Genomic DNA, 14,737 nt, shown 5'->3' with positions numbered 1-14,737 from the left:
AAGGAGGCCTTATCATGGGCCAGAAATTAAATATGAAAGTTAACAGGCTGCCGGTCAGGACATGGAACTGGCTGAGGATGAATGAGAGCAGCCTGGATCAGATAGAAATTACAGACTCTTGCGCAGTGTTTACAGAGGGCGCGGCGGAAAGTGCGGCAGCAGGAAAATTCGATTTTTCAACCATCGCTGCAGGGATGGGGAAAGATATGGACCGGCTGGCGGAAAGGGGAAAGAATCCGCCAATCCGATTGTGTTCCACAGCCGGCGGAAAAGATGCAGTGAAGCTGCATTTTGTATATGAAAGTGAACAGAACAGCTTTCAGGAAGTCCAGGTATTAGCGGAAGAGGGCAGCGTCCTGACTGTTATCATGGATTATACCTCAGGAAAGGCGGATCAAGGCCTGGCTGCGGTGCGGATCCGGCTGCGCCTGGAAAAAGATGCGAAGGTGCGTCTGATTCAGATTCAGCTCCTGGGAACGGGCTACGCCATGCTCAACGACGTGGGGATCAGCTGCGCAGAAGGAGCATCGGCAGAGGTGGTTCAGCTGTTTCTGGGATCGGAGAAAACCTATTCCGGCTGTCAGGCGGATCTGGCGGGGAGAGGAAGCGGTCTGACGGCAGATATTGGATATCTGGGGAGAAATGAGCAGAAATATGACATGAATTATACCGCAGTGCATAAAGGGGTTCAATCCATGAGTTCCATCCGGGCCATTGGCGCTCTGCAGGACCGGTCCTTTAAGCTTTTCCGCGGCACTATAGATTTTCAGACCGGTTCCTCGGAATCAATGGGGGAAGAAAAAGAAGATGTGCTGCTGCTCAGTGACGGAGCCGTCAATCAGACCATCCCACTGATTCTCTGCGGGGAAGAAAATGTGCAGGGAAACCATGGGGCCACCATTGGCAGGCTGGATGAAGAGCTTCTGTTTTATCTCTGTTCCAGAGGAATGGACAGAGAGAGCGCCTGCAGCATGATCGTCCGCGCCAGGATAGAGGCGGTTTGCCAAAAGATCGGAGATGAAGAAGCCCAGAGGCAGGTTCAGAATTATCTGGAGGAGGCGGCAGGCAGTGGAGAATAAACGAAATAATCCATACAGAAAGGATTTTCCCCTTCTGGACTGTGATCCGGTGATTTACCTGGACAACGCGGCCACCGCCCAGCGCCCCGGCTGCGTCATCGAGGCCGAGAAGACGTTTTATGAACAGCATAACGCCAATCCGATGCGAGGTTTTTACAGGCTGAGCGTTTCAGCCACTGAAAAATATGAAAGCGCAAGGAAAACAGTTCAGGAATTGATCCATGCGGAATCACCTGAGGAAATAATTTTCACAAGGAATACGACAGAGAGCCTGAATCTGACGGCGTATAGCTATGGGCTCCAATATTTGAAAGCCGGAGACGAAATTCTGGTGAGTGTCATGGAACATCACAGCAACCTGCTGCCCTGGCAGATGGTAGCCAGGCAGACGAATGCCAGATTGAAATTCCTGGAATGCCTGCCGGACGGCAGGATAACGGAGGAACAGCTCCAGGAAGGATTTTCTGACAGAACCAGGCTGGTGGCCATAGCCCATATATCCAATGTGTTTGGAAGGGTGAATCCCATAAAAAGGATTGTTTCTATGGCCAGGGAGAGAGGCGCGGCCGTGGTGTTGGACGCGGCACAGAGCGTCCCCCATATTCCTGTGGATGTGAAGGAACTGGGAGTGGATTTCCTGGCATTTTCCGGGCATAAGCTTCTGGGGCCTATGGGGATCGGAGTGTTGTACGGCAGGCGGGAATTGCTGGAGAAAATGCCTCCTTTTCTCACGGGAGGGGAGATGATTCAGTCCGTGACCAGGACCGGCGCGGTTTTCGCGGAACTCCCGTACAAATTTGAGGCCGGGACTGTGAATGCGGCTGGGGCCGCAGGCCTTGAAGCCGCCATTCATTATATGAAAAAGGTGGGATATGAGGAAATACACCGCAGAGAAACAGAGCTGACCTCCCAGGCTCTCTCGGGGCTGAAAAAGATTCCCCATGTGCATGTCATTGGTTCTGACCTTCCGGAAGAGCACGCAGGCATACTGACCTTCACCATAGACGGCGTGCATCCCCATGACATCAGCGCCATCCTGGACGGTGATGGGATTGCTGTCCGGGCAGGGCATCACTGCGCCCAGCCGCTGATGCAGCACCTGGGAATTTCTTCTTCCGCCAGGGCCAGTTTCAGCTTTTATAATACGGAAAATGAAGTCAGCGCTTTCTTGAAAAGCGTGGAAGGGATCAGGAGGAAAATGGGATATGGAGACGAACCGATTTTATAATGAAATCTTAACAGAACACAATCTGCATCCGGAGCACAAACATGATCTGGCGGAGGCCAATTTGGTGCTGGAGGGGGTGAATCCCAGCTGCGGGGATCATATCTATCTGAAACTGCTGGTAGAGGACGGCAGAATTTGCGACGGAGCTTTTGTGGGGGACGGCTGCGCCATTTCCCAGGCTTCCGCGGATATCATGCTGGACCTGGTGATCGGCAGGGAAAAAGAAGAAGCGCTGCGGCTGGCGGATCTTTTCCTGCGCATGATCCAGGGCAGTTTGACGGAAGAGGAACTGGACGGCCTGGAAGAGGCTTCGGCGCTGCAGGATATTTCTCATATGCCTGCCAGAGTAAAATGCGCAGTTCTGGGCTGGCATACTCTGGAAGAAGCGCTGAATGGAAATATTTCTGCCGGGCCAGGCGTGAATCTGGAATGACAATGTTTTGCCTGCATATAAAAATAGAAAACAGATCAGAGGATGCAGGGATATGAAATATGATGTAATAGTGGCCGGAGGCGGCTGGGGAGGCTGTGCGGCTGCGCTGGAGGCAGCGGTTCAGGGTGCATCAGTTGTTTTGCTGGAGCGTACGGATATGCTTCCCGGAACAGGCCTGGCGGGAGGAATTATGAGGAATAATGGCCGGTTTACGGCGGCGGAGGAGATGGACGCTCTGGGGGCCGGCGCTTTATTTGCGCTGACTGACAGTATTTCCCGTCACAAAAACATAGACTTTCCAGGACACCGCCATGCCTGGCTGTATGATGTGGGAAAAGTCAGCGGTGTGCTGGAACGGACACTGGCTGAATCAGGGGTCCATATCGTATACGGTTCCAGAATTATTAAGGCCGAAATGGACAAAGAACGATTAAAAGCTGTGATTTCCGCTGAAGGCACCCGATATGAAGGCAAGGTTTTTGTGGACGCCACAGGTACGGCCGGGCCTATGGGCGAATGCGCCAGATACGGAAACGGCTGCGCCGCTTGTGTGCTGCGCTGTCCTGTTTTTGGAGGCAGAGTGAGCCTGTGCGGCCTGGCAGGGGTGAAAGAAAAAGCCGGAAGGAGGGAGGATGGGGGGACCGGAGCCATGAGCGGTTCCTGCAAACTGATGAAAGAATCTCTTTCCGCCGGGATTCAGAAAGAGCTGGAGGAAGCCGGGGCCGCGTTGGTTCCAGTCCCGGACTCCCTGAGAGAGGATCATCTTTCGGCCAAAGCCTGCCAGCAGTATGCGCTGCCAGAATTTGCCCGTCAGCTGGTGCTGCTGGACACAGGGCATGCAAAGCTGATGGCCCCCTGGTACCCGCTGCGCAAACTCAGGTGTATCCCTGGAATGGAAAATGCCAGATTTGAGGACCCCTATGCGGGAGGAAAAGGAAATTCCATCCGCTTTCTGGCCATGGCGCCCAGGGAGAATACGCTTCAGGTAAAGGAACGGCCTAATCTTTTCTGCGCAGGAGAAAAAGCAGGGCCCATGGTAGGCCACACAGAAGCGATTGTGACAGGAACCCTGGCCGGGTTTAACGCAGTGCGCAGACTGCGGGGGAAAAGTTTGCTGACTTTGCCTGGAAGCCTTGCCTGCGGAGATATCATTGCCTGTGCGGGCGAAGCGCTGGAACAGGAACAGGTGGTGGGAAAATATACATTTTCCGGTTCTGCTTACTGGGAACGGATGCAGCGTATGGGGCTGTATACCACCAGTAGAGAAGAAGTAGAGAAAAGAGTGGAAGAAGCCGGGCTGACCGGGATATTCGCTGAAAAATGAGGCCGCACGGCAGGTATTTGAAACACGTCTGAGCAGAGGGCGCCGCAAAATCATTAAAATAGATGATTGAGCGGCGCCCTCGCTCTGCATGTACTCCTGTTTTTCCTGGAATAACAAACTGTAATATTGACATATGTTAATATAGCGGCTATAATATGAATGTTAACATATGTTAATTTAAAGGCGGTGACAATTTGAATCCAGATGTAAACGAAAATAAATCATATCATTTTGGCAATTTAAAAGAGGCGCTTATTGAACAGGGAATTGAGTTAATTCACGAGGTGGGAATTGAAAAGTTTTCTTTACGAAAGGTGGCAAAGAAAGTAGGGGTGTCAGCGACTGCCTGCTATAATCACTTTGAGAATATAGGTGAATTGCTTCGGGAAATGTACGCTTATGTTATAGACAAGTTTGCAGACACTCTAAAACAGGCAGTTGAGGAAAATCCGTGCCAGTATGTTACAATTTCTATGGGTGTCGCCTATGTGGAATTTTTTGCAAAATATCCCCACTATTTTAATTTCTTATTTGACAGTGAGTATCTGGGCATTCAAATAAAAGAGACTGAAATTACATGGAACAGTGACTGCACTCCATTTGAAATTTTCGTAAATGGAGCGAAAAGAGGGATGAAAGAACTGAACATTGATGAAAATGAATTAAGAGATGACCTCTTAGTAATGTGGGCAGCTGTACATGGTCTGGCAGCTATGGCCAATATGAAAGGAATACAGTATGAAAATGGCGATTGGGGTGCTCTTACAGAGAGAATACTATTAAACAAAGTAATGTTATAACATGCGTTGAGAGAAAACAGGAGGAACCTATTATGACGGAGTTAGAAGCAATCAGAGCAAGGCACGCAGTCAGGAAATATACAACAAAACCACTTTCACCTGTCTTGATTGATGGATTGAAAGAAGAAATTGAGCAGTGTAATCGAATGGGACAGCTGCATATTCAATTAGTAACGGAAGATGAAGGTGCATTTGAAAGTTTTGTCCCTTTATTTGGCAGATTCAAAAATGTAAAAAACTATATTGCTTTGGCAGGTAAAAAGCAAGGTGACTTTTATGTGAAGTGTGGTTACTATGGAGCGCGTCTTATGATTAAAGCTCAGCAAGCAGGTCTTAATTCGTGTTTTGTCACAAATACATACAATGCGAAAAAATGTTTGGTATCGCTGGTTCCTGAGGAGGAATTAGTTGGTGTGATTGCAATTGATTATGGCGCTGCTGACGGTACGCAGCATAAGTCTAAGGGCATTGAAAGTTTATGCAGGCCATGCAGTGATAAATGGTTTATTGATGGTATGAATTCGGCTGTTCTTGCTCCCACAGGCCTGAACAGACAGAACTTTTTCATCGAAGCGAATGGTAATGCCGTATCTATTCATACAAAGGATAACAGCCCTATGTCTCAAATCGATACTGGCATTGTGAAATACCATTTTGAGATTGGCGCTGGAAAAAAGAACTTTTCTTGGGCTTAACAGATCTGATTCAAATTGCGGCAAAATGCCGCCTATAGGAGGATAAATGATGCGCTGCCAGGAGATATTGGATGATCTTGTAAATACATGCCAGAGGATACTGGGAGGCAGCCTCACAGGAATTTACCTGCACGGTTCCCTGGCTATGGGATGCTTTAACCCTCACAAGAGCGATATTGATGTGATCGTGATTGTGGAGGACAGCATAGCTGATGAACAAAAACTCAGCCTTTTGGAAAACATTGCGGAACTGGACGCCAGAGCCCCTGCGAAAGGTCTGGAAATCAGCTTTGTAAATAAGAAATACTGTGATCCATTTATTTACCCGACCCCGTTTGAAATGCATTTTTCATGCATGCACAGGCAAAGGGCGCTTGAGAACCCCAGGGAATTCATCAGTCAGATGAAAGGGGAAGACAGAGATCTGGCGGCCCATTTTACAATTATTAAAGAATACGGAGTAAAACTCTCCGGAAAGGAAATCCCTGAAGTCTTTGGCGCTGTACCTGCCGACTGTTATTTGGACAGCCTGTGGCATGATATTAAAAACGCAGCGGCGGATATTTTAGATCAGCCTGTTTACAATATTTTGAATTTGTGCAGAATATCGGCATATTTAAGGGAAGGAACTATTCTTTCAAAAGAAAGGGGTGGGGAATGGGGGCTGGAAAATCTGGAGAAGAAATACCGTTCCCTCATCCTGCAGGCGCTGCAATGCTACCGGTCAGACAGGGGGATGCAGGCAGAGGAAGAGGCCGGGAAACAATTCGCAGAAACCCTGCTGAAAGAAATTGAATCAAGAATAAAAAAACAGTTGACAAACTGACAGATATGATTTATCATACATATGAACAGATATTCATATGAATAGATTTGAAATTCAGGAGGTGGAGACAGATGGCAATTCATGATGTGGAATGCTGCGAACAGATCCAGGTACACGAAGACCTGGTGAATACAGCGCGGGCACAGCTGCCGGAGGAAGATACGCTGTATGATCTGGCCGAAGTGTTCAAGGTATTCGGGGATTCCACCCGGATCAAAATTTTATATGTGCTGTTTGAAGCCGAAATGTGCGTCTGCGACATCGCCCAGCTGCTGAATATGAATCAGTCGGCAATTTCCCATCAGCTGAGGATTCTGAAACAGTCCAGGCTGGTGAAAAGCAGAAGAGACGGAAAGCAGGTCTTTTATTCCCTGGACGACGAGCATGTGCATTCAATTCTGAACCAGGGCATGGCGCATTTAACAGAAAAGTAAATGATTTCAGGAGGACAGGAATAATGAAGAAAAAGTTTAAACTGGCGGATCTGGATTGTGCCAACTGCGCGCAGAAGATGGAAGATGCAATTAAAAAAATCGAGGGCGTGGAAAATGCCAGCGTGAGTTTTATGATGCAGAAGTTGACGGTGGAAGCAGCAGAGGACAGATTTGATGAAGTGATGAAGCAGGTTGTGGAGGTCTGCAGAAAGGTGGAGCCGGACTGCCGGATTCAGATGTAAGGTGAGAAGATGAACAAAAAGCAGAAACGCACACTATTGCGTATTATCTTATCTTTTGTTATTCTGGCTGCGCTGATGGTTATGGAAAAGACAGGCGCAGCAGGAATCTCCTGGGATTTTCCGGTGGGATTTCTGCTGTTTTTAGTCCCATATCTGCTGATCGGCTGGGACGTGATCTGGAAAGCGGCCCGCAATATCAGCCACGGACAGATATTTGACGAGAACTTTTTAATGATGATCGCTACCTTCGGCGCCTTTGGTGTTGGGGAATATTCAGAGGGCGTGGCAGTGATGCTGTTTTACCAGGTGGGCGAGCTATTCCAGAGCTATGCAGTGAACCGTTCCCGCCAGTCTATTTCCGAGCTGATGGATATTTGCCCGGAATACGCAAATATAGAACAGGACGGCCAGGTGGTTCAGGTGGACCCTGACGATGTATCAGTGGGAGATGTGATCCTGGTGAAACCGGGAGAGAGAATCCCCCTGGACGGCATTGTGACAGAGGGAAGCTCCATGGTGGATACTTCCGCGCTCACAGGGGAATCCGTTCCCAGGGGGGTTCAGGCCGGGGCGGAGGTCATCAGCGGATGCGTCAACGGCAGCGGCCTGCTGCATGTCCGGGTGACAAAAGAATTTGAAGATTCCACTGTTTCCAAAATTCTGGAACTGGTGGAGAACGCCAGTGAAAAGAAAGCGAAGACAGAAAATTTCATCACAAAATTTGCCCGATACTATACTCCGGCAGTTGTGATCGGCGCGCTGCTTCTGGCGCTGCTGCCGCCTTTGATCACAGGGGGAAACTGGGGCGAGTGGATTGAACGGGCCTGCATTTTCCTGGTTATTTCCTGTCCCTGCGCGCTGGTAATTTCCGTGCCTTTAAGCTTTTTCGGGGGAATCGGCGCGGCTTCCCGGATCGGCGTCCTGGTCAAGGGCAGCAACTATCTGGAAGCAATGTCCGAAATGCGCACCATTGTGTTTGACAAGACGGGAACTCTGACAAGAGGGGATTTCAGAGTTTCAGGGCTGTATCCTGCCGGCAGAACAGAAGAAGAACTGCTGGAACTGGCGGCTCTGGCCGAGAGCTATTCCGATCACCCCATTTCCAGATCCATTGCAGCCGCTTTTGGCAAAAACGTGGATACGGGACGGGTGCAGAATGTGGAAGAGATTTCCGGACACGGCATCAAAGCGGAAGTGGACGGGAAAACGGTTCTGGCAGGCAATGAAAAGTTGATGGGGAAATTCGGAATCAGCATTGTGCGGGCAGAGCAGGCAGGGACTATCGTATATCTGGCGGAAAACGGCAGGTTTGCCGGAACGGTGGTGATTTCGGATACGGTAAAACCGGAAGCAAGAGATGCTGTGGCCCAGCTGAGGGACGCGGGCGTCCGCAGAGAAGTGATGCTGACAGGGGATAAGCGCTCGGTAGGAGAAGCTGTTGCGGCAGAGCTGGGGCTGGATCAGGTTTATGCGGAACTTCTGCCGGAAGATAAGGTGGACCGGGTGGAGGATTTGCTGAAGATGCAGTCCGGCAAAGATAAGCTGGCCTTTGCAGGCGACGGAATCAATGACGCTCCGGTTCTTTCCAGAGCGGATATCGGCATAGCCATGGGCAGCATGGGGTCTGACGCTGCCATAGAAGCCGCGGATATCGTGCTGATGGACGACGATCCCAGAAAGATCGCCGCCACTATGAGAATCGCCAGAAAGACGCTGCGCATTGTGAAACAGAATATTATATTTGCTCTGGGCGTGAAGGCAGCCTTTTTGATTTTGGGCGCTTTCGGAATGGCGAATATGTGGGAAGCAGTGTTCGCAGACGTGGGCGTCTCCGTCATCGCAATTATCAACGCAATGAGAGCCTTGCGGACGAAATAAAATGTACAGAAACCTGATGATCAATCAAGTTTGATTATCAGGTTTCGAGTTTTTATTGAAAGATTCTAGCAGATATAGTATAGTTAAAATAAAAAGCGAGGCGCCCATGAATACTGAATTTATCAATATAACAGAAGATAATCTGGCGGAGGAGCATTTGTGCTGCCTGATCCGAAGCAAAAAGCCCCATCCCGGCATCGAAGCAAAGCGTTTATGGCTGGCAGACCGGCTGAAGGAAGGACATGTGTTCCGCAAGCTGAATGAAAAAGCCATTGTATTCATTGAGTACGCGCCTCTTGAGACAGCCTGGGTTCCCGTTACCGGCGACAATTACTTATATGTGTATTGTCTGTGGGTTTCAGGAACCTGCAAGGGAAAAGGGCATGGCAAAGCACTGATGGAGTATTGTATCGCTGACGCGAAAGCAAAAGGAAAATCCGGCGTCTGCATGCTGGGAGCCAAAAAGCAAAAGGCTTGGCTTTCTGATCAGTCCTTTGCGGCGAAGTTCGGATTTGAGGCAGTGGATACTACTGAGGATGGGTATGAGCTGCTCGCCCTTTCTTTTGACGGGACCAGGCCAAAGTTTGCAGAGAATGTAAAGAGCGGGGAGCCGGCAAACAAAGACCTGACGATTTACTATGATATGCAGTGCCCCTATATCCGCCAGAGAATAGAATGGGTCAGAAAATATTGTGAAGAGAACGCGGTTCCGGTTTCATTGATTCAGGTGGATACGCTGCAGAAAGCGAAGGAACTGCCTTGCGTTTTCAATAACTGGGCTGTATTTTATAAAGGCAGATTTGAGACAGTGAATCTGCTGGATGCGGGCAGTCTTGGCAGGATATTGAAAAAGTAAAGGATTATGCGGGCATCATCAGGGGTTGACATGGTGAAAATTTATGCTATAATAAATCCAGAATGAAGAAAGAGAGGAAAGTGCATGTTAACTGTGTTAGTAATGGAGATTGCGGCTAATTAAATAGTTGCAGGGACGGGTGGTTTTGCTGTGACATATTCCATCTGGTCCTGTTGCCGGTATGCGCAGAATGCCGGCGTATCTGCCTTACTAATATATCATACACTTCATATACGATCGTCCGTATTATTATGGATGAATGAAGAGCATGGCTGTATGGCTGTGTTCTTTTTATTTTATAATGTTCAGAAAAGATGGAGAGCAGGCCTGAATGTCTGGATAAAATAAAACCGTGGAAGCTGTATGCCTGAAAGGGCGGATGCGTCTGCGGTTTTTCTTTTATTTTTGCATAGGAAACTGCGTTCCCTATGCAACAGAACCCTCCGGGAAATCCCGCGAGCGGGATTCTTTTTCAAAAGAAAGGATAAGAAATGGACCAATCATTAAAAACAATAGGATACAATCAAATTATAGAAAAACTGAAGGAATACGCCTGTTCCGGGCAGGCAAAAGAGATGGCGGAAGCCCTTCGGCCTTACCGGTCTTATTCAAAACTGGCCAAAAATATGCGGGACACCACCCAGGCCAGGAAAATGCTGGAGGAAGCAGGCTCGCCGCCGCTCCCGATTATGGAAAATATTGAGGAATATCTGGAACGGTCTGTGAGAGGAGATTTGCTTTTGCCGGAACAAATTGAGCAGACAGGGGGTTTTCTGGTAGCAGTCAGGCGTCTGAAAAGCTATCTGGAGAACCACCACCACACGCAGATGGGGATTGCATTTTACAGCGATAACCTGAATCCGCTGACCGGACTGCAGAAAGAAATAGAACGTTCCATCCGCGGAGGAAAGATAGACGATTATGCGTCGGTTCCTCTTCGCAATATCAGGCGGCAGATCCAGCTGCTCCGTGAAAAGATCCGGGAAAAGGCGGAACAGGCATTAAGCATCAATAAAAAATATGCCGCGGATTCTTTTGTGGCGCAGAGGGGCGGAAGGCTGTGCATTCCTGTAAAAAAGGAATTTAAGTCCAAAGTGCCGGGGATTGTGGTGGATCAGTCCTCAACAGGCTCTACATTTTTTATTGAGCCAAAGGCAGCGGCCAGATTACGGGAAGAATATGAGCTGTATCAAATCCAGGAAGACACAGAGGAAAGACGCATTCTTTATTCTTTAATGGAACAAATTGCTTTATCAGAGGCAGAAATAAGGGAAGATATCAGAGTAATTATACTTCTTGACTTTATGTTCGCAAAAGGGAAAATGAGCATGGATATGAATGGCGTAGAACCAGAAGTAAACCTGGAACGGAGGATTTTCCTGGAAAAGGCCAGGCATCCCATGCTGCCTCCGGAAAGCTGCGTTCCTCTGGATTTTGAAATCAGTACAGGAAAGCGGGGGATGGTGATTACAGGCCCAAATACCGGTGGAAAGACTGTGACGATCAAGACAGCCGCGCTGCTGAGCGCGATGGCCTGTTCGGGGCTTCATATTCCCTGCCAACGTGCTGATATTGCAATGAACAGCCAGATTTTATGCGATATTGGGGATGGCCAGAATATTTCAGATAACCTGTCCACCTTTTCCGCCCATATAAAAAATATATTGGAAATCCTGACAAGGGCGGATAGGGAGAGCCTGGTGATCCTGGATGAACTGGGATCCGGAACAGATCCGGCGGAAGGTATGGGAATTGCTGTCGCCATTTTGGATGAGCTGCGGCAAAGCGGCGCTCTTTTTCTGGTGACAACCCACTATCCGGAAGTAAAAGAGTACGCGAAAAGCCATGAAGAGATTATCAATGCGCGCATGGCCTTTGACAGGGAAAGCCTGAAGCCTCTCTACCGGCTGGAAATGGGAAAATCCGGGGAGAGCTGCGCCCTCTATATCGCCAAGAGGCTTGGCATTCCGAATCAAATGCTGCGGACAGCGGCCCGGGCGGCATACGGGAGCCAGGCAGACAGAATATTTGAAGATTTAAATCTAGAAGAAAAAGACGCCGGCCTGATCAAGAAAAAGATGCCCGGAATAGAGGGGGAGAAAAACGGTAAAAAAGAAGCTGTGCACGGAACAGGTTTTGCCAGAGGGGACAGCGTGACGATCCTGCCGGAAAACAAAATCGGCATAGTAGTGAAGCCCGCTGACAGGCAGGGAAATGTACTGGTCCAGATTCAGAAAGAAAAGGTGCTGGTCAACCATAAACGTCTGAAGCTTAAAGTAGCCGCAACAGAGCTGTATCCGGAGGATTATGATTTTTCCATTGTTTTTGACACTGTGGAAAACAGGAAGGCAAGACATATGATGGAGAGAAAGTATCAGGAGGGGCTCAGCATTGAATTGGAGAGCCCAAATTGAAAAGGTGAAGCTGCGGCAGCTGCTTGAAGCGGCTGCCGGGGCCAGGCCTCCCGTGTTTATCCAATATCGCCGGTCTCCATCGAATAGGTCAATTGCTTCACTGTCTCATGCTTCTTAGGATAGGTCCTTACCCCATCGTCTTTTTCAAGCTTCAGGCCTATTTTGTTCATTAGAGTATATGAGGCGGCATTTCTATAATCGCAGTTTGAAATCAGCTTTTTCAAATGCAATGTATTTATGGCAAAATCTTTTATGGCAAAAGCAGCTTCAGATGCGATTCCTTTTTGCCACTCACTGGAAACACGAATTAAAAACTGGCGGGTTTCCTCGATTGTGTGATTTGGCAGCCAAAACATATATGCAGTGTTCTCTTCATCAGAAGCATATGCATGCACGGTTTCCAGATCGTCTGTACTCAATGGACGCAAAATCAGCCTGTCCGTCTTTATTTCATAATTCATTCTTTTATCCTGCCTTTAATATTTATAGCTAAAATACTTCCCATAACAAAACCAGTGGCAAAGGCAATAAAGTGAATTGCCAGAGCCGAGGAGTCCATCCAAGAAAACAACGGAATATTTGCCGCCACAGCATAAATTAATATCCAGTTTCCGTACCAGGTCCCCGGACGGAACCGGGGAAACCCTGCATCAAAAATCTGGAGAGCCGAAATCAACCCCAAATAGGAAAAAATCAGGGGAGAACCGCCGGCGGAACCGGATACATTTGGGTATACGGACATAAAAACGAGCTGTGCCAGGAAGCAGCAGACAATTCCAAAACTGAGATATTTCCAAATTCCTATGTTTTTTTCCAAAAAGCGCCCGACCCAGAATAATGTACCGCAATTCACAGCCAAATGAATGAAATTTGTATGGAGGAGAGCTCCGGTGAATATGCGGTAATACTGTCCGCCCATAAGATGCAGACCTTTGCCGCATAGTAAAGGGAAAAGTCCAAAAAACTGATCGGAAATAAATAATATGCACCATATAGCTATGATAAAAAATGTGGCCTTTATTCCGGAAATTCTAGATAACATGATGCGTCTCTGCTTTCCTGCTACATAGGAAACTACGTTCCCTATGTAACAAAACCCTCCGGCGAGCCGGACTCTTTATTGTATAAAATCGAATATATCTGAAGCTATTTTATCACAAAAATATTCTAATTTCCATCAGTTTTATAGAACAGTCTTGTTTAAGGATTGATTTGAAAGGAACAGTTGCGGGAGTATGGGATTTATGCTATATTGAAATAATATTTTTGCCAAAGGACGGACATCAAGGGAGGATAGAAGATGATTATAAGAGAGTACAGGAAGGAAGACCTGGGGGAGGTCATGCAGTTGTTTTACGATACGGTTCATACGGTAAACCGCAGAGACTACACGGAGGAACAGGTCAACGCCTGGGCTCCTGAAAAGTGGGAGACCGGGGATTGGGAACAGTCATTTGCAGACCATGACAGTGTTGTCGCAGAGGAAAACGGCCGTCTGATCGGTTTTGGGGATATAGATGAAACGGGGTATCTGGACAGGCTTTATGTGCACAGGGATTTTCAGAGACAGGGAGTCGGCTCTGGGATTTGCGGCGTTCTGGAAAGCAGGGCAAAGGATAAGAAGCTGACAGTACACGCCTCAGTCACCTCGGTTCCTTTTTTTGAAAGCCGGGGGTACCGGGCGGTACGAGAGCAGCAGGTGGAGAGAGACGGCGTGCTGCTCACAAATTTTGTGATGGAACGGGAACGGCCCAGAAGATATGAAGCCATTGACAAGGTGGGCCGGGCCGCGGTGGATACGGGGCTTTGCCGGGCGATTGTATTAAAGGGGTCCATCGGACGGGGAGACGATGACGCGTATTCTGATATTGATATGTACGTGGTGACAGCAGAAGGGGATTTTCAGGCGTTTCTGGACAAGCGTCTGGAATGCTTAAAATCCTATGGAAATATTGTATTTTGGGAAGAAAACCAGTTTAGCGCGCCCCAGCTGCTGGCGATTTATGAAAACGGGCTGCATGTGGACCTTTATACAGTCACTGCCGAAAATATGGAACACAGCGATCCGGTAAAGGTGCATTATGATCCGGAGGGGATTTTTGCAGATTACCGCTGGGACAGGCCGGAAATGAGCCCTGCGGAGCTGGCCGCCTCTTTTTCCAGCGCGCTTTATTATATGGTAGAGGCTGACACGGCTTATTGCAGGAAAAATTATGCCTGGACAGCCAGGATTCTGGACAGCTCTGTTGCAGAAAGCGCCAGGCTGCTGCGTTCTTTGTACGACAGGCAGTACGCGTTCCTGGGCTTGAAAAAACTTAATGAAATTGTACCTCCGGAGCGTTTCCGGATGGTGGAAGAAGCCTATGCGAATCTCCGGGAAGGAGGCTTCCAGCGGGCCAATGAATGCGTGATGGAGCTGTTGGAACTATTTTTGAATGAAACAGAAGAAGCGGTAAAATCCTTCTTGAATCTGGGATTTTACCGCTGGATGCAAAAGAATATTAACAATACGCTGTTCAGGCCCTGAC

The 14,737-nt window shown here is 48.4% G+C and carries 15 protein-coding genes; 13 read left to right on the top strand and 2 right to left on the bottom strand.

What is annotated here, in order from left to right; genetic code table 11:
* Positions 1-14: 14 nt before the first annotated feature.
* The 12 genes from EV209_RS03685 (at position 15) to EV209_RS03630 (ending at position 12,209) form a co-directional block, all read left to right on the top strand.
* Entirely contained in the window at positions 15-1,079 is a 1,065-nt protein-coding gene (locus tag EV209_RS03685; RefSeq protein WP_130433157.1) for a SufB/SufD family protein, read from the top strand.
* Positions 1,069-2,307 (top strand): aminotransferase class V-fold PLP-dependent enzyme, encoded by a 1,239-nt coding sequence (locus tag EV209_RS03680; RefSeq protein WP_243647483.1) that lies wholly within the window; start codon positions 1,069-1,071, stop codon positions 2,305-2,307. The genes EV209_RS03685 and EV209_RS03680 overlap by 11 nt, the downstream gene beginning before the upstream one ends.
* Positions 2,285-2,740 carry a Fe-S cluster assembly sulfur transfer protein SufU gene (gene sufU, locus EV209_RS03675; protein ID WP_130433153.1) on the top strand — a complete coding sequence of 152 codons (456 nt, stop codon included), beginning with the start codon at positions 2,285-2,287 and terminating at the stop codon, positions 2,738-2,740. The genes EV209_RS03680 and sufU overlap by 23 nt, the downstream gene beginning before the upstream one ends.
* A 52-nt stretch (positions 2,741-2,792) precedes the next feature.
* Positions 2,793-4,064: an FAD-dependent oxidoreductase gene (locus EV209_RS03670; protein WP_130433151.1), complete on the top strand. Its 1,272-nt coding sequence runs from the start codon at positions 2,793-2,795 to the stop codon at positions 4,062-4,064.
* A gap of 194 nt (positions 4,065-4,258) precedes the next feature.
* Entirely contained in the window at positions 4,259-4,864 is a 606-nt protein-coding gene (locus EV209_RS03665) for a TetR/AcrR family transcriptional regulator (protein WP_130433149.1), read from the top strand.
* Positions 4,865-4,896: 32 nt separating this feature from the next.
* Positions 4,897-5,559 carry a nitroreductase family protein gene (locus tag EV209_RS03660; RefSeq protein WP_130433147.1) on the top strand — a complete coding sequence of 221 codons (663 nt, stop codon included), beginning with the start codon at positions 4,897-4,899 and terminating at the stop codon, positions 5,557-5,559.
* Between the two features lie 46 nt (positions 5,560-5,605).
* The gene (locus EV209_RS03655; protein ID WP_243647482.1) at positions 5,606-6,385 is read left to right on the top strand and encodes an aminoglycoside adenylyltransferase domain-containing protein; all 780 of its coding nucleotides are present in this window, start codon (positions 5,606-5,608) and stop codon (positions 6,383-6,385) included.
* Between the two features lie 71 nt (positions 6,386-6,456).
* On the top strand, positions 6,457-6,819 hold the full coding sequence (locus EV209_RS03650; protein WP_130433145.1) for an ArsR/SmtB family transcription factor: 363 nt from the start codon (positions 6,457-6,459) through the stop codon (positions 6,817-6,819).
* Between the two features lie 23 nt (positions 6,820-6,842).
* Complete coding sequence (locus EV209_RS03645) at positions 6,843-7,061, top strand: cation transporter (protein WP_130433143.1); 219 nt, start codon at positions 6,843-6,845, stop codon at positions 7,059-7,061.
* Positions 7,062-7,070: 9 nt separating this feature from the next.
* A complete protein-coding gene (locus EV209_RS03640) occupies positions 7,071-8,939 on the top strand; it encodes a heavy metal translocating P-type ATPase (RefSeq protein WP_130433141.1) in 1,869 nt (622 codons plus the stop codon).
* Positions 8,940-9,045: 106 nt separating this feature from the next.
* The gene (locus EV209_RS03635) at positions 9,046-9,795 is read left to right on the top strand and encodes a GNAT family N-acetyltransferase (RefSeq protein ID WP_130433139.1); all 750 of its coding nucleotides are present in this window, start codon (positions 9,046-9,048) and stop codon (positions 9,793-9,795) included.
* Between the two features lie 491 nt (positions 9,796-10,286).
* Positions 10,287-12,209 (top strand): endonuclease MutS2, encoded by a 1,923-nt coding sequence (locus EV209_RS03630; RefSeq protein WP_130433137.1) that lies wholly within the window; start codon positions 10,287-10,289, stop codon positions 12,207-12,209.
* Positions 12,210-12,265: 56 nt separating this feature from the next.
* Here the strand turns inward: EV209_RS03630 and EV209_RS03625 are convergent, their stop codons facing one another.
* Together EV209_RS03625 and EV209_RS03620 are read right to left on the bottom strand one after the other, a co-directional pair.
* Positions 12,266-12,670, bottom strand: a complete 405-nt coding sequence (locus tag EV209_RS03625) for a GNAT family N-acetyltransferase (RefSeq protein ID WP_130433135.1) — start codon at positions 12,668-12,670, stop codon at positions 12,266-12,268.
* Positions 12,667-13,128: a rhomboid family intramembrane serine protease gene (locus EV209_RS03620; protein ID WP_165388801.1), complete on the bottom strand. Its 462-nt coding sequence runs from the start codon at positions 13,126-13,128 to the stop codon at positions 12,667-12,669. Before EV209_RS03620 ends, EV209_RS03625 begins: the two co-directional genes overlap by 4 nt.
* Before the next feature lie 381 nt (positions 13,129-13,509).
* Here EV209_RS03620 and EV209_RS16860 point away from each other — a divergent pair, with 381 nt between their 5' ends.
* Positions 13,510-14,736 carry a GNAT family N-acetyltransferase gene (locus EV209_RS16860; RefSeq protein ID WP_130433131.1) on the top strand — a complete coding sequence of 409 codons (1,227 nt, stop codon included), beginning with the start codon at positions 13,510-13,512 and terminating at the stop codon, positions 14,734-14,736.
* The last annotated feature ends 1 nt before the right edge of the window (position 14,737 follow it).

The sequence above is a fragment of the Cuneatibacter caecimuris genome, from assembly GCF_004216775.1.
GTDB lineage: Bacteria > Bacillota > Clostridia > Lachnospirales > Lachnospiraceae > Cuneatibacter > Cuneatibacter caecimuris.
The sequence above is the reverse complement of the archived record's forward strand: the minus strand, read 5'-3'. Positions and strand labels throughout refer to the sequence as shown.

What these genes read in the sequence shown, in the direction of transcription:
- EV209_RS16860 (WP_130433131.1), top strand. Translation starts at nt 13,510, where the DNA reads ATGATTATAAGAGAGTACAGGAAGGAAGACCTGGGGGAGGTCATGCAG.
- EV209_RS03635 (WP_130433139.1), top strand. Translation starts at nt 9,046, where the DNA reads ATGAATACTGAATTTATCAATATAACAGAAGATAATCTGGCGGAGGAG.
- EV209_RS03625 (WP_130433135.1), bottom strand. Translation starts at nt 12,670, where the DNA reads ATGAATTATGAAATAAAGACGGACAGGCTGATTTTGCGTCCATTGAGT.
- EV209_RS03685 (WP_130433157.1), top strand. Translation starts at nt 15, where the DNA reads ATGGGCCAGAAATTAAATATGAAAGTTAACAGGCTGCCGGTCAGGACA.
- EV209_RS03670 (WP_130433151.1), top strand. Translation starts at nt 2,793, where the DNA reads ATGAAATATGATGTAATAGTGGCCGGAGGCGGCTGGGGAGGCTGTGCG.
- EV209_RS03660 (WP_130433147.1), top strand. Translation starts at nt 4,897, where the DNA reads ATGACGGAGTTAGAAGCAATCAGAGCAAGGCACGCAGTCAGGAAATAT.
- sufU (WP_130433153.1), top strand. Translation starts at nt 2,285, where the DNA reads ATGGAGACGAACCGATTTTATAATGAAATCTTAACAGAACACAATCTG.
- EV209_RS03630 (WP_130433137.1), top strand. Translation starts at nt 10,287, where the DNA reads ATGGACCAATCATTAAAAACAATAGGATACAATCAAATTATAGAAAAA.
- EV209_RS03645 (WP_130433143.1), top strand. Translation starts at nt 6,843, where the DNA reads ATGAAGAAAAAGTTTAAACTGGCGGATCTGGATTGTGCCAACTGCGCG.
- EV209_RS03640 (WP_130433141.1), top strand. Translation starts at nt 7,071, where the DNA reads ATGAACAAAAAGCAGAAACGCACACTATTGCGTATTATCTTATCTTTT.
- EV209_RS03620 (WP_165388801.1), bottom strand. Translation starts at nt 13,128, where the DNA reads ATGGGCGGACAGTATTACCGCATATTCACCGGAGCTCTCCTCCATACA.
- EV209_RS03655 (WP_243647482.1), top strand. Translation starts at nt 5,606, where the DNA reads ATGATGCGCTGCCAGGAGATATTGGATGATCTTGTAAATACATGCCAG.
- EV209_RS03650 (WP_130433145.1), top strand. Translation starts at nt 6,457, where the DNA reads ATGGCAATTCATGATGTGGAATGCTGCGAACAGATCCAGGTACACGAA.